This is a genomic window from Bacillus sp. JJ1764 (assembly GCF_036962145.1).
GTDB lineage: Bacteria > Bacillota > Bacilli > Bacillales > Cytobacillaceae > Neobacillus.
The window spans coordinates 32,474-45,517 of record NZ_JBALNY010000027.1 but is presented as its reverse complement, the minus strand read 5'-3'; the positions used below and the strand labels follow the sequence as shown (position 1 = coordinate 45,517).

At 40.9% G+C, this 13,044-nt stretch carries 16 protein-coding genes; 9 read left to right on the top strand and 7 right to left on the bottom strand.

Annotated elements, in window-relative coordinates; all coding sequences use genetic code 11:
- Positions 1–553 precede the first annotated feature (553 nt).
- The gene (locus tag V7083_RS04305) at positions 554–1,180 is read left to right on the top strand and encodes a LysE family transporter (protein WP_335475737.1); all 627 of its coding nucleotides are present in this window, start codon (positions 554–556) and stop codon (positions 1,178–1,180) included.
- 124 nt (positions 1,181–1,304) lie between these two features.
- Here V7083_RS04305 and V7083_RS04300 read toward each other — a convergent pair whose 3' ends face one another.
- On the bottom strand, positions 1,305–2,648 hold the full coding sequence (locus V7083_RS04300; RefSeq protein WP_335475735.1) for an amino acid permease: 1,344 nt from the start codon (positions 2,646–2,648) through the stop codon (positions 1,305–1,307).
- Between the two features lie 43 nt (positions 2,649–2,691).
- Complete coding sequence (locus V7083_RS04295; RefSeq protein WP_335475732.1) at positions 2,692–2,850, bottom strand: hypothetical protein; 159 nt, start codon at positions 2,848–2,850, stop codon at positions 2,692–2,694.
- Positions 2,851–3,038: 188 nt separating this feature from the next.
- Between V7083_RS04295 and V7083_RS04290 the strand changes: the two genes are divergently transcribed.
- Positions 3,039–3,794, top strand: a complete 756-nt coding sequence (locus V7083_RS04290; protein WP_335475729.1) for a TraR/DksA C4-type zinc finger protein — start codon at positions 3,039–3,041, stop codon at positions 3,792–3,794.
- A gap of 41 nt (positions 3,795–3,835) precedes the next feature.
- Here V7083_RS04290 and V7083_RS04285 read toward each other — a convergent pair whose 3' ends face one another.
- Positions 3,836–4,012 (bottom strand): YozQ family protein, encoded by a 177-nt coding sequence (locus V7083_RS04285; RefSeq protein WP_435554815.1) that lies wholly within the window; start codon positions 4,010–4,012, stop codon positions 3,836–3,838.
- A gap of 99 nt (positions 4,013–4,111) precedes the next feature.
- Here V7083_RS04285 and V7083_RS04280 point away from each other — a divergent pair, with 99 nt between their 5' ends.
- From V7083_RS04280 to V7083_RS04255, 6 genes are all read left to right on the top strand, one after another.
- The gene (locus V7083_RS04280; RefSeq protein WP_335475727.1) at positions 4,112–4,249 is read left to right on the top strand and encodes a hypothetical protein; all 138 of its coding nucleotides are present in this window, start codon (positions 4,112–4,114) and stop codon (positions 4,247–4,249) included.
- Between the two features lie 27 nt (positions 4,250–4,276).
- Entirely contained in the window at positions 4,277–5,173 is an 897-nt protein-coding gene (locus V7083_RS04275) for a cation diffusion facilitator family transporter (RefSeq protein ID WP_335475725.1), read from the top strand.
- Between the two features lie 359 nt (positions 5,174–5,532).
- Positions 5,533–6,477 (top strand): magnesium transporter CorA family protein, encoded by a 945-nt coding sequence (locus V7083_RS04270; RefSeq protein ID WP_335475724.1) that lies wholly within the window; start codon positions 5,533–5,535, stop codon positions 6,475–6,477.
- 250 nt (positions 6,478–6,727) lie between these two features.
- Positions 6,728–7,948: a helix-turn-helix domain-containing protein gene (locus V7083_RS04265; protein ID WP_335475722.1), complete on the top strand. Its 1,221-nt coding sequence runs from the start codon at positions 6,728–6,730 to the stop codon at positions 7,946–7,948.
- Positions 7,949–7,960: 12 nt separating this feature from the next.
- Positions 7,961–8,101, top strand: coding sequence for a hypothetical protein (locus tag V7083_RS04260; RefSeq protein WP_335475720.1), 141 nt, complete (start codon positions 7,961–7,963; stop codon positions 8,099–8,101).
- A 91-nt stretch (positions 8,102–8,192) separates the two neighbouring features.
- Positions 8,193–8,594 carry a cytosolic protein gene (locus V7083_RS04255; protein WP_335475718.1) on the top strand — a complete coding sequence of 134 codons (402 nt, stop codon included), beginning with the start codon at positions 8,193–8,195 and terminating at the stop codon, positions 8,592–8,594.
- Between the two features lie 36 nt (positions 8,595–8,630).
- On the opposite strand, the gene V7083_RS04250 is transcribed toward V7083_RS04255, so the two are convergent.
- Positions 8,631–10,145, bottom strand: coding sequence for an MDR family MFS transporter (locus tag V7083_RS04250; protein WP_335475716.1), 1,515 nt, complete (start codon positions 10,143–10,145; stop codon positions 8,631–8,633).
- Between the two features lie 101 nt (positions 10,146–10,246).
- Between V7083_RS04250 and V7083_RS04245 the strand changes: the two genes are divergently transcribed.
- On the top strand, positions 10,247–10,423 hold the full coding sequence (locus V7083_RS04245) for a hypothetical protein (protein ID WP_335475714.1): 177 nt from the start codon (positions 10,247–10,249) through the stop codon (positions 10,421–10,423).
- A gap of 143 nt (positions 10,424–10,566) precedes the next feature.
- Here the strand turns inward: V7083_RS04245 and V7083_RS04240 are convergent, their stop codons facing one another.
- The 3 genes from V7083_RS04240 to V7083_RS04230 all read right to left on the bottom strand — a co-directional run bounded on the left by V7083_RS04240 (position 10,567) and on the right by V7083_RS04230 (position 12,855).
- Positions 10,567–11,130 (bottom strand): FAD-dependent oxidoreductase, encoded by a 564-nt coding sequence (locus V7083_RS04240; protein ID WP_335475712.1) that lies wholly within the window; start codon positions 11,128–11,130, stop codon positions 10,567–10,569.
- 87 nt (positions 11,131–11,217) lie between these two features.
- On the bottom strand, positions 11,218–12,432 hold the full coding sequence (locus V7083_RS04235) for an MFS transporter (RefSeq protein WP_335475710.1): 1,215 nt from the start codon (positions 12,430–12,432) through the stop codon (positions 11,218–11,220).
- Positions 12,433–12,444: 12 nt separating this feature from the next.
- Entirely contained in the window at positions 12,445–12,855 is a 411-nt protein-coding gene (locus tag V7083_RS04230) for a MarR family winged helix-turn-helix transcriptional regulator (RefSeq protein WP_335475708.1), read from the bottom strand.
- Positions 12,856–13,044 lie beyond the last annotated feature (189 nt).

Sequence of the window (13,044 nt, the reverse complement as noted above, 5' to 3'; positions counted from 1 at the left end):
AGGGTCGCCAATGAGGGTTCTTGGCGACTGTTTTATTGATAGAAGAGGAGAAAGGGTCGCCAATATGCGACTTGAAAAGTTAAGATGACGAAACCTCAGTAGCCAATTGCTGCCTTTTAGCTAAAAATAGAGTAATTTTGTATTCATAGCGACAATTTTGGTTAAGGTCGTTATGAAGGCGTCATAAAGCCCGCCGAAGCCAAAAAAGTAGTATCAAGTTCGTTATGAAGGCCCCATAAAGCCCGCATAGGTAAAAGAGAAAGGGAATCGGTCGTTATGAAGAGATCATAAAGACTTCGTAGGTTAAAAAGGTGGAGGTTGGTCGTTATAAAGGGTTCATAAAGCCCGTGCAGGTAAAAAAGGATGGAGCGCGGTTGTTATGAAGGTCCCATAAAGCTGGTACAGGTAAAAAAGGAAGGACCCCGGTCGTTAAAAAAGGTAATCGGATGCCGCAGTTCAAAAACTAAATAGAAATTACTTCTTTTTTAGTCGTACAACCCCTCACTTTTGAATAAGAATGGATAGACAGGCTTTTTCACTGGAGGTAGGGGAAATGAATGTTTTTATAAGCTATATCTTACTAGGACTATCACTGGCGGCTCCGATTGGACCGATTAATGCGGCACAAATTGACCGAGGGATTCGAAACGGGTTCATGCATTCATGGTTGATCGGGGTAGGGGCCGTATTGGCAGATGGCCTTTATATGTTGGTCGTGTACATAGGGGTTGTAAAGTTTCTGGAAACAGAATTCATGCAGACATTTCTCTGGCTTTTTGGCTGTTTTGTTCTCATTTACACTGGGGCTGAAACCATGATGAACGCAGGAAAATTAGAGTTATCAAACACGCGAGGAAAAGAACCTCTCTCCAAATCTTTTTTCACCGGATTTTTCATGTCCATCTCCAATCCTCTAACCATCTTGTTCTGGCTTGGTATTTACGGCTCTGTACTAGCCAAAACAGCAGCAACCTATGAAACAACTCAATTAGTTCTTTACAGCAGTGCCATCTTTATCGGCCTTCTCATCTGGGACATCGCCATGGCAGGAGTCGCTAGCAGCTTCCGGAAATATCTCACCAACCACCTGCTAGTCATTATCTCACTCCTATCAGGTGTTTCCCTAATCGGCTTTGGCATCTATTTCGGATACCAAGCCTTTACCATTATCCTCGGTTAACAAAAGGTGACAGGCACCGCCCGTGGACAAATGTCCACGAGTGGTGCCTGTCACCAAAACACATATGACTATAGTGAATATGTTGTCATGGCTCTTTCTTTACACACTTCTTGTAAATTCACATCTAAGCTGTAGGCCATGGTTTGAGCACTTTCTTTTTATGCTTGTTCCATTTGAGCCGCATCATAAGGGTGATGCCCCCGATGAGGCCGACGAAGGCGAGACTGATGAAGAAGCCGGGACGGCTGGAGTCGTGAAACAAGGTTCCGCTTACAGCAATAAGAATTAACAATATACCAGCGTAGTATTTGAGATGATCCCGTTTTTTCAATTTCAGCAATTTTAAGGATGAGGTCAGGATAAAGATCCAGTTGTATAGAAGCATCAGACCTGCTGCGGTGGTAATGTACTCATAAATCCGATTTGGCATTAATAACGCGCAAATAACAGAAGCGGCAATGCCAAGCATGGTCAAAATCAAGGTTGCCAACGGCACTTTCAATTTCCCTTCCCTGGCAAAGCTGGATGGTGCATCTCCTTCTTTGGCCAACGTTACTAACACACTGGTTACTCCATATAAAGAGGCAGCCATCGTGGAAAATCCGGCAATGATAAGCGCAGCATTAAACACATGGGGCACAAATGCTAAATCAAAGGCGTCCAAGGCTACCACAAACGGACTTTCTTTTGTATTGAATTTATGCCAAGGCACCATTAAAACAGCCAGACTAATTGATACCGCATAAATTCCCATCAATGAAAAAAGCATCACCTTTCCGGCTTTTGGAGCCTCTTTTGGATCTTTTAAATTCATCGCCATGAGCCCTAAAATTTCAATTCCGCCAAAGGCATAAAACGCAAAAATAACTGAGGACCATAGTCCCTTAAAACCACCTGGAAACAAGTCCCCTTTACTATCAGGATATTGAATCGGCCGATCTCCATCGATGACACCAAAGATCGCCAAAGCTGCAATAATGATAAACATTATAATCGCCGAAACCTTTAACACAGCCAAAATATTCTCCAGCTTATTCAATATCCCAACCCCTATCAGAATCACCGCTAGTCCCAAAACGGCATATCCAATAGCAAACACCCATAAAGGTACCTTAGGGAACCAAAAACGGGAGAAAATCGACAGCGCCGTCATTTGACTCCCCATAATCAGTACCTCAGAACACCAGTAAACCCAGCCGCTACTAAAACCGGCCCACCTGCCAAAGGCCTTTTTTGAATAAGAGCGAAATCCGCCTTCAAGAGGCTCCTTCGCCGTCATTTTAGAAAGAGCGTCAAAGACAAAATAAGTGCCAATGGCAGCAATCACATAAGCAATCAGAATTGAGGGCCCAGCCATCTTGATGGCCAAGCTTGAACCAAGGAAAAATCCCGTACCAATCGTACAGCCTACCCCAAACAAGGAAAGCTGCCACCATTTCATTTTCTCCTTCTTCTGTGACTTTCCCATTACACCTCTCCTTTTTCACGAAAAAAGCTGAGGGATTCCCCAACTATTTCCGCCCGGTAGCTCCTGGCGCTTTATCCGTATTTTCCTGACTATTGTAATCACGGTCATTCAGACCGGGCGGCTGTTTCCGGTCCGATCCCAAATATTCGCCTTGATGCCGCTCCTGAACTTTTCTAAATTGATCAAAATTTTCATTAACCACAAGCATTCCCTCCCAATTCATTGTCCTTCTTAAGATACTAAGGTACAACCATTCCTATTCAGAGCCAGCTACAGGATTTTGATGGAATTAAATTTTTGGTACATAATCATCTACGAAAAAAATGAAAATAAAAAGGAAACGAATCGTGTAGATAACTTGCGCTTTTCTGATGAAAGGGGTATCTTGATATGTTGACAACAGAACAGCTAGCTGATATGCGCCTACAATTGCTACAAGAAAAAAATGATCTGGAACAACATCTGGAACAAAACGATCACTTTAATTTGGACCGAGGACATGCCCATGAATCGGTGGGAGAATTGTCCAGTTATGATAATCACCCTGCCGATGAAGCAACGGAACTTTACGAGCGGGAAAAAGATAATGCTTTGCTTGAACATTATAAATTAGAGTTATCTAATGTTAATAAAGCCCTGCAAGCAATGGAAAATGGAACATATGGAAAATGTGAAGTCTGTGGCAATGATATCCCGTTGGAGAGGCTTCAAGCATTGCCCAATACCATTTATTGCATTGAACACAGTCCGGACCAAACCACTTCTCACAAACGTCCGGTGGAAGAAGGCGTCTTAATGCCGCCATTTGGTAAATTTGATATGGACGAAAAGGATGAAAACGTCGCCTTTGACGCAGAAGATACCTGGCAGACCGTCGCCCAGTGGGGGACTTCCGATACACCGTCCGATCTGGCCTTTCCACAGGATGATTACCAGGATGCCTATGTAGAAGCGGATGAAAACATCGGATATGTCGAGGACTATGAAAACTTCGTCGGCAATGATATGTATGGAAAAAATATTACCGTCTATCCGAACCCACAGCATGAAAAATACGAAGAAGCCCTTGATAAAGAAGGAATCATGACAAGCTTTGGTGATTTACCGGCCTACGAACACGATCCATATGTTGACGACGATAAATAAAAAAGAAAACAGCTTTCGGGCTGTTTTCTCTGATTTTTGTGCTATTCATTTTCCGTGCCGGTTGTAATGTCACCTTCAGCGTATACATCGCTTACCTGCTCGTGAGTCGTGGCCAACCCTTGTGAAATTTCATTATTACTTTTATAATCACTTGGATGAAAGAAGCTGCCGGCCACTTCTTTATTAATATTGGGGTTCGCTTTCCATTTCTTTTCCATTGATGAACACTCCTTTTTTGTGATGGCTCATCGCTATTTTTTTCTTTTTTGGTATGGATTACTCCTGTAAAAAATAAATCATTAAAAGGTGTGAAGCACATGAACAAAAAATCCGAATTTCCAACCCGTGAAGATCTTGATCAGGCATTTCATTTTTTAAATGATCAAATTAACAGAATATCAATTATCGAAGAAATCGAAATGATTAAAAAAGAAAAAGAAGGGCAAGAAGAGTAAAGGGAGATTTATATAAGGGTGGTTACAATGAGTTCTAGAGAAACGTTGGCTAAAAAAATAGCCTGGATTAGTGTGATTAGTAATGTCATCCTCACCTTGGGGAAAATCATTATCGGCTCAATTGGGCACAGTGATGCCGTGTTTGCCGATGGAATTCACTCCGCAGCCGATGTATTTGCTTCCGTTATCGTGCTGCTGGTTATCAAAATTTCCAACAAGCCTGCAGACAATGAACACCCGTATGGCCATGGAAAAGCAGAAGTAATTGTCTCTGAGATTGTTGGAATCCTATTATTCCTTGTAGCCATTTATGTAGTCTACGAAGGAATTGCCGGGTTATTTCACGAAGTCGAATCACCGAGCTTTTTGGCCATGTGGGTTGCGTTGTTTTCCTTTGTTGCTAAGCTGATTTTGTACCGTACCTCTTTAAAAGTGGCAACGCAAAACAGCAGTAAAGCCATTGAAGCTATCGCCTTTGACCATAAGGCAGACATTGTTGCCTCAATAGCAGCGGCAATTGGTGTTCTATTATCCATTATCGGAAACAAGTTTGATATAGGAATCCTCCTATATGGTGATAAAGCAGCCAGTATCTTTGTGGCTTATTTAATTTTTAAAATTGCCAAAGAAATGTTGGCAGAGGCATTTGATATTTTATTGGAGCGCAACATTAACAATGAAACGATTCAAGAATATATTGCTATTATTAATGATTTTCCGGAAGTACGGCGGATTGACCGAATCAGAGCACGAGAGCATGGTCATTATGTGTTAGTCGATTTGCGCATTGCCATTGATCATTTCAATACAATTAAGCAAGGGCATGATCTGGCAAGATCGATTAAACAAAAACTAATGGAAAAATATGATAATATTGATGAAGTATTAATTCATTTAAACCCTTATTTTCCGGAAGATCACTAAATGGTAAAAAAACTGCTTTGTACTTTAGGGTATTTCGGTTTATGATAGGAAGGGATGATAAAAACTTCGCGTCAATCGCGGAGTTACTTTTTGGCCGATTGGAAATATAGACTTTCCTATCAGGCTTAAGTGCAAACTACGCCTCTGTGTTCGCCTAAAGGCGTGCTAATCGGTGGCGAGTTATCTAAAAATCAAAAACAAGAAGGAGTTGATATTTTTGAGTTATTCCATAGACCCGGACCCAAGTAGGTGTGGGGAAGTCAATATTATTTTTGAATTGATTGCATTGGTTTCTACAAGAATATCAACTCTGAATATGGTGGTTGGCTTCCTCAAATAAAAAGTGAGGAGGTTTTAACATGCTAGAGATTTTCAAAAGCACAGAAACACGGGTTTTAGAAAGAGTCGATGTCATATCCAAAGGCTGCTGGATCAACATGTTTGCGCCGACAGCTGAAGAAATTGCAAAAGTATCAAACGCTGCACAGATCGATATTGATATTATTAAAGATGCACTGGACGATGAAGAGCGTCCACGGATCGAGCGCGATGATGGCCGTATTTACATCATCGTCGACTTTCCATATATTGTTCTCGATGAGTCAGGGTCAGGGCTTGAGGTATATGAGACCATTCCAATTGGTATTATCTTGACCGAAGACCATATTATTACCGTTTCTTTAAAGGATTCACCGATTATCGAAGAATTCCGGAAAAATCGTGTCAAAGAATTTTTTACATTTAAAAAGACACGTTTTGCCTTGCAACTGTTATTCGTGATCTCATCCTATTATCTGCGTTATTTAAAGCAAATTAATAAGAAAACCAATGAAATTGAACGAGTGGTTCATCAATCATTGAAAAATAAAGAGCTTTACGCATTCCTAGCTTTGGAAAAAAGCTTGGTTTACTTTACGACTTCGTTAAAATCAAACAAAGTCGTCCTAGATAAAATTCTACGATTTAATTATTTAAAGATGTATGAAGAAGATAAGGACTTATTAGAAGACGTGATTATTGAAAAAACGCAGGCGATTGAGATGGCGGAAACCTATCATACGATCTTGTCCGGGATGATGAACGCCTTTGCTTCGATTATTTCCAATAACTTGAACATTGTTATGAAGTTCTTAACCTCGATCACTATTATTCTGGCTTTGCCAACGATGGTGGCGAGCTTTTACGGCATGAACGTCAATATTCCGTTTGCTCATTCAGCGCATGCGTATGCGATTCCACTGGTCTTTTCTGCTTTATTTGCGGGTCTAACAGCACTCATATTTTGGAAAAAACGATATTTTTAACCTCACCAGCCAATTTTTTGGCTGGTTTTTCTTTTTGGCTATGTTAAAGATTTTAAATCTGCTGATTGGAGCGAAAATAGTATATAAGTTTAACAGAGTCTTCTTATTAAAAGAAATTTTCCCAACATAGAAAGATTGTTTTTTAGTTGAAAAATAGATCTGTTTAAGCATTTTTATTTGCCATTTTGGGAATTGTCTGAAAAAATAGGGGTGTCAAGTAATATAAAAATACAAGCTTGGAGATAGATAAATGGAAATGGGAGCCCTGATTAAATATTATCGAACACAAAGAGGAATTACCCAATCGGAGCTGGCGAAAGGGATTTGTTCGGTTCCGCACTTGAGCAAAATTGAAAACAACTTCAAGGAAGCGAATGACGAAACGCTCGCGCTTTTACTGGCAAGACTTGAAATTTCCATGGGAGAGATGCAGGAAAAAGAAGGTCAAATCAAGCTTCTATTAAGAGAATTTAGCAGTGCCATCCATTTTTATCAAAAGAAAGAAATCGAGGAAATCTTTCAGAGGATTAAAGAGGTGGAACCATTTATCCCCTTTTCAAGATATATATATATTTGGGAATTATATAAGTTTCGGTTTCTATTATTCAAAGGGCAAATAGATGAAGCCACAAGGCAACGGGATTTATTATATAAGCTAAAGAAAAATTTTTCCCAACATGAAGACTATTTATTTCGTTACTATCATGCGATATTGTTAATTCTAGAAGGACAATATCGCAATGCGGATGAACTTCTTGAAGCGCTGTACATAGAAAATGAGCAGGAAGCAACCAGCGGTGAATTTCTTTACCATCGTGCCCTTGTTAAAAGTTCATTGGACCAGCCCGGACATGCGATTCATTTTGGAAAAATGGCCTTGCAGCTATTTATGAACCAGCATAATTTTACCCGGATCCTCCACACCCTGATGTTGCTGGGGATCAACTACACCCATTCCCATATCTATGAGGAAGCACTAGGATGTTTCCAGCACCTCATTCGCAATGCGGAAATATTACGGGAAGAGCGGCTATTGCCGCAAATCTATCATAATATGGGATATTTGCAAAGCAAAATGGGGGATTTTAAGGCGGCCCTCACCTTTTACAAAAAAAGCTTAGCACTACAAGACACACATAATTACGAATACCTAGTTACCTTATATACGATCGGCGAGCTTCATTTTTATTTACATTCACTAGACAAAGCCCATGAATGTTTTCGAGATGTCCATACCATGGCGCGGGATTTAGGTGTAAAAAAATTCAGACTGTTAGCTGATTATTATTTGCTACGCATTGCTTCACCGGAAAAATCATATAAATTCCTTGAGGCCAAGGTCATTCCTTTTTTTGAGGAAGTCGATGAGCACAGCGAATACATGACTAAGTTTTATAAACTGCTGGCCGATTATTACAACCAACAGAATATGGCCCAGAAGGCAGTAAAATATTTATACAAACTGACGTAGGAGGATTCCACATTGAAAAAATTAACGATGGTACTTTTCTCATTAGCTTTATTGCTTCCATTTGGAGCTACCAAAGCGGTAGACCAACAACAAGCAAGCACAAATGTGGCTGCTTCAGCTACCTATATTCCTATTCAACCACCAGTAGGTTGATCATGTTTCTCTGATGAAAATCAGGGATTTTTTTTTCGTTAATTGGAAAGGATGAAGAGGGGGTTACCTGAATTTTTCGAGGAGGATGAACATGAATTCATTTGTAGTAAGTTTTCACCAGGAAGACAATGTCGACACTATGCAGGTGCAAAAGTTAAACCAGGAAGACTTCGATAAGGCGACAGCAGGCGGAACAAGACATTTATTTGAACTCGACACCAATATCGGTTTCTTTGTCTTTTTTGACGGTGCCGATGAAGACGGCACCATCTCCTATATGGTGCTGCAATATGAAGAGGATAATGAAGAACCGGTCGGCTGCTATGCCTTTCAGCTAAGTGACTTTTATGAATTCATGGCACTGTATTTAAACGATCTGGAATTCAGCGACGAAATCGATGATGAAAAAGACGACGAGGAATACGGCCCAATCCATCACCTAGCACATCTGTTATTTCATATCGTTGAGGCCGGAAACGACCTTGATGCGTAAACAAAAGCACTGGACACATTTGTCCAGTGCTTTTTTCTAGCCTTTTTTCGATGCTTTTTCAGGTATTGTAACGCGGGCATTCCCCATAAAGATAATCGTAATGGCAATTAACGCAATGGGAATTAATGTTAGCAAAAAGGTATGTGTAATGGAATCAGACATTGCTTGAACAATTTTATCTAACACAAAGCTAGGAATTTTCGAGCGCTCATCGGCTTGGAAAATTTGCCGTGGATCGCCCATTTTAAAGTTAGCGCCGCCTTGAATCCCTTTGAAGGCCTCTTTCAGGTTATCCGTGAACCAGTTTCCTTGAATTGTCCCAAAAATCGTTACCCCAAGTGTCATCCCAAATGAACGCAGGAAGGAGTTGGTGGAGTTGGCCGTTCCACGATACTGCGGTTCCAAATTGTGAATAGATGCGGTTGGTAAAAGTGAGAAGGAGAACCCCACCCCAAAACCAACCAAAATCATGAACAAGGTTAACATCAAGCGTGACGTATCCACCGTCATCGTGCCGAGCAATAACATTCCGACAACATAGGAAATGACGGAAATAACCATCAGATTTCGATAAGTTGTTTTCGCCATGAAAATTCCGGCAAACGAGCTCCCTGCCACCGAACCAAGCATCATTGGTGTTAATATAAGTCCGGAATTCTTCGCCGTTCCACCATAAACAGCCTGCACAAAGATCGGTATAAATACCGTTAAAATAATAAAGGTAGCACCATATAAAAATGCTAGGATTTGCGAGGTCGCAAACAGTCTCCGTTTAAATAACCAAAGTGGCAAAATCGGTTCCTCTGCTTTGGCTTCCGCAAAGAAAAAGAGGATAAAAAAGATAAAGAAGCTGATAAACAGGCCAATAATCTGTACGGACTGCCAATCATATTCCTTTCCACCCAGTTCAAGCGCAAACATAAGGCTGACAACGGATACTACTAAAGTAATGGCACCCCACCAGTCAATTTTTTGCTTGGAGTGCTGTAAGGACTCATGATAATATTTCACGATTAAAAAGATCGAGACAATGCCAATCGGCACGTTTACATAGAAAATCCAGTGCCAGCTTATGTAATCCGTGATGTATGCACCTAATAGAGGCCCAAGAATACTCGATGCACCGAACACGGCTCCAAGTAATCCGGTCATTTTTCCTCGGTTTTCGGGTGGAAAAATATCAAACACAATGGTAAATGCAATCGGCATCAACGCTCCGCCGCCAATCCCTTGAATTGCCCGGTAAATGCTCAACTGGACAATGGTTTGGGAAATCCCGCACAGTGAAGAACCGACTAAGAAGATGATTAACCCAAACATAAAGAAGCGTTTACGGCCATACATATCCGATAGTTTTCCAAAAATCGGCATACCTGCCATCACCGCCACCATGTAAGCGGAGGTAACCCAGATGTATTTATCAAACCCGCCAAGATCGGAAACAATTGTCGGCATCGCCGTTGCTACAATCGTATTATCCATTGCCGACATCAGGATGGCCAATAATAGCCCCGCCACAACTGGCTTCAGATTCGTATCACTTTTGATCATAGAATGTCTCCCTATTTTTTTAGTCTTATGTTTTGTATTGTACCAAAGAATCAGGAAAATTAACTTTAAAATATGATGAGAAAGGGAAAATATTACATGAATTGAAGATTTCAGGGTGTTATCAACGTGAAATTGGGGTTTATCAACGTGTTTCAGTGGATATTGACGTCAATTGGGGAAATATTCAACGAGATATCGACAGGTTTTTTCTTAAAATCAACAAAATGAAGGATGCGAAAAATTTATCGACGGGAATTACGATTTATCAACGTGTTTAGGCTAGATATCAACACTAATTAGTAAAATATCAACACAATTTCATACCTTATCTACATAAATCCATCTTTTATCGAAGTTAATCCACCATTTATCAACAACTCACAATAAAAAGCTGACCCAAATTAATGAGCCAGCCCTAAATTTATCCTTTTAAAATATCATGATCCACATAGCGTTCACCGTTCAATTCACTAACGATATTAATGGCAACCTTGGCACCGTCGCCAGCAGTTACAATCGTGTGCATGCTGACACCTGCTATTGTACCGGCAGCCCAAACTCCGTCAATGTTTGTTTTTCCAGCGGCATCAACGTCAAGAATAGTTTTTACCCTTGGCTCTGTACCAGGCTTTGTATTTATGCCGGCAGCTTCTGCAAGATCAGCCATCATACCAGTTGCTAAGACAACATGTTTTGCCTCGAATCTCCCAGTATCTGTTTCTACCTTTAGGCCGCCGTCTGCTTTCGCCACATTGGTAACAGTTGCTTGAACGATTTCAGCGCCAAATTTGCGTGCTTGGTCTTTCCCGATTTCAACAAGATCCGGACCAGTAATTTCCTTCACACCATAATGGTTTTCAATCCATGCGCGCTTCGTCACACTCTTATCATTATCAAGAATTAATGTCTTTTTTCCAGCTTTTGCGGTAATTAAAGCTGCGCTTGCACCTGCAGGACCTGCCCCAACAATCACAACATCATACATTCCAAAAACCTCCAAAGTAAAGTTTTTACACTATCATTATAGGTATACCTAAATTGAAAAGTAAAACATCTTGCTTATTTCAAAAATTTAGAGAATCGAAGTTTTGTGAACTTGCTGTTGAACCTTTTCGCTACGGCCTTTTCCTTTTCTCGTATGAAGGAAATAAAAGAGAACTAAGCCAATTAAAACATAAAACGAGCACAAGAAATACAAGGAACTGTAATCCATCTTGGCAGCAATTAATCCGATAAAATAAGACCCAAGCGCCATCCCGGTATCATAGATCGATAAAAACGTGGCTGTCGCTAGCCCTCTTTTTTGCGGCTCTGCCTTCTGGATCGCAATGGTTTGGAAAGTTGGGAACAAAGTACCCCAGCCCAAACCAATCATTCCCGCAGAAATGAGGAACATCACTGCGGTTTCACTCATACTTAAGATGAACATCCCAATCGAAAAAAGTATGATACAAGGATAAGAAAGCACATTTGGGCCGAAACGATCGAGCCATTTTCCCGTAAACGGTCTTGAGAGCAATAACACGATGGCATAAACCACGAAAAATAAACTAGAGACATTCGCTAAATGAATTTCGTTGGCGTAGATCGATACAAAGGAAAGCAGGGCAGAGTAGACGATTGCCATAAAGCTACCAACAAGCGAAATGGGAACAGCAGATGGTTCGAAAAGACTTTTGAAGGAAAAAGTCGAGAGCACTTCGATATCTTTTGTTTGTTCCATTTTCTTCTGTTTTACACTAAGTCCTGTTATCAAGGATCCGATGGCTACCACAACACTGAGTAAAAACATGATTTTGGCACCCCAATGCTGAATGGTCATCAACCCGATAAACGGTCCGAGCACCATCGCCATATTGGTTGACATAACGAAATACCCCATGCCCTCACCTCTGCGGGAAGAAGGGATAATATCGGCCACAATTGTACCTACTGCCGTCGTCGCCATTCCGAAGCCAATTCCGTGCAGAAGTCGTATGACGAGGAAGCCAACGATGTTTTTAGGAAAAAAATAAAACAAAGAGGCGCCCGCGAATATCATTAGGGCGGTTAGTAAGACCTTTTTGTTCCCGGCACGCTCCAGCCACTGTCCGGCTAACGGTCGTGAGATAATGGCAGATAATAAAAAAACCGTGGTCATTAATCCTGCGGTTGATGCGCTGCTATGTAAATCATTCAGTGCATAGGTTGGCAGGGTGACCAACAGGATATAGAAAGATAAAAATAGAAAAAAGTTGCTGAACGAAATACTGATGAAGTTTTTTGTCCATAACGTAGATTTGTTCATGTAATCCTCTCCTTATCGAAGTTTTCCCAGCCAGCCTATTTGCAGCTGAAGAAGTTGTTTCTGTATTGTGTCAGGTACGCCTTCTAAAAGCGCCTTATTGGTTTCGTTAACGACTTGCTCCCACTTGGGATAGGAGTTTATAGCCTCCTCCGTTAATTGAATATATTTTTCCCGTTTGTCCTTTCCGGGAATCTGCATGACATACCTCTGACTGACGAGGCGCTGAATTGTCCGGGTCATCGGAGGTGCTTCAACAAACAAATACTCACAAAGTTGCTTTTGGGTTAATGAACCTTTTTCGTGTAGCACATATATTACAGCCCATTGTGAGCCGTATAATCCTAATGGTTTTAATGCTTCATTTAATTTGTTGGTCAGATGACGTGAAAGCTGATGAAGAGTGTGGAATAATTCGTGGTACATAAATAATTTTCTCCGTTTTTTATAAATTAGTTACCTGGGTAACTATATAGGAATTAAGGTTAATTGTCAAGGAATGTTCATATTTTGCGGGGCTCGCGGGATTCCGTTTAGAACTGGCGGGATTCCGGTAAAAACGCGCGGGATTCCAGCCAAAACCCACGGGATTAACCAGGATATCGGCGGGAATCA

Excerpts from the sequence above, each read along its gene's own strand:
- V7083_RS04305 (WP_335475737.1), top strand. The coding sequence starts at position 554 with ATGAATGTTTTTATAAGCTATATCTTACTAGGACTATCACTGGCGGCT.
- V7083_RS04300 (WP_335475735.1), bottom strand. The coding sequence starts at position 2,648 with ATGGGAAAGTCACAGAAGAAGGAGAAAATGAAATGGTGGCAGCTTTCC.
- V7083_RS04290 (WP_335475729.1), top strand. The coding sequence starts at position 3,039 with ATGTTGACAACAGAACAGCTAGCTGATATGCGCCTACAATTGCTACAA.
- V7083_RS04285 (WP_435554815.1), bottom strand. The coding sequence starts at position 4,012 with ATGGAAAAGAAATGGAAAGCGAACCCCAATATTAATAAAGAAGTGGCC.
- V7083_RS04280 (WP_335475727.1), top strand. The coding sequence starts at position 4,112 with ATGAACAAAAAATCCGAATTTCCAACCCGTGAAGATCTTGATCAGGCA.
- V7083_RS04275 (WP_335475725.1), top strand. The coding sequence starts at position 4,277 with ATGAGTTCTAGAGAAACGTTGGCTAAAAAAATAGCCTGGATTAGTGTG.
- V7083_RS04270 (WP_335475724.1), top strand. The coding sequence starts at position 5,533 with ATGCTAGAGATTTTCAAAAGCACAGAAACACGGGTTTTAGAAAGAGTC.
- V7083_RS04265 (WP_335475722.1), top strand. The coding sequence starts at position 6,728 with ATGGAAATGGGAGCCCTGATTAAATATTATCGAACACAAAGAGGAATT.
- V7083_RS04255 (WP_335475718.1), top strand. The coding sequence starts at position 8,193 with ATGAATTCATTTGTAGTAAGTTTTCACCAGGAAGACAATGTCGACACT.
- V7083_RS04250 (WP_335475716.1), bottom strand. The coding sequence starts at position 10,145 with ATGATCAAAAGTGATACGAATCTGAAGCCAGTTGTGGCGGGGCTATTA.
- V7083_RS04240 (WP_335475712.1), bottom strand. The coding sequence starts at position 11,130 with ATGTATGATGTTGTGATTGTTGGGGCAGGTCCTGCAGGTGCAAGCGCA.
- V7083_RS04235 (WP_335475710.1), bottom strand. The coding sequence starts at position 12,432 with ATGAACAAATCTACGTTATGGACAAAAAACTTCATCAGTATTTCGTTC.
- V7083_RS04230 (WP_335475708.1), bottom strand. The coding sequence starts at position 12,855 with ATGTACCACGAATTATTCCACACTCTTCATCAGCTTTCACGTCATCTG.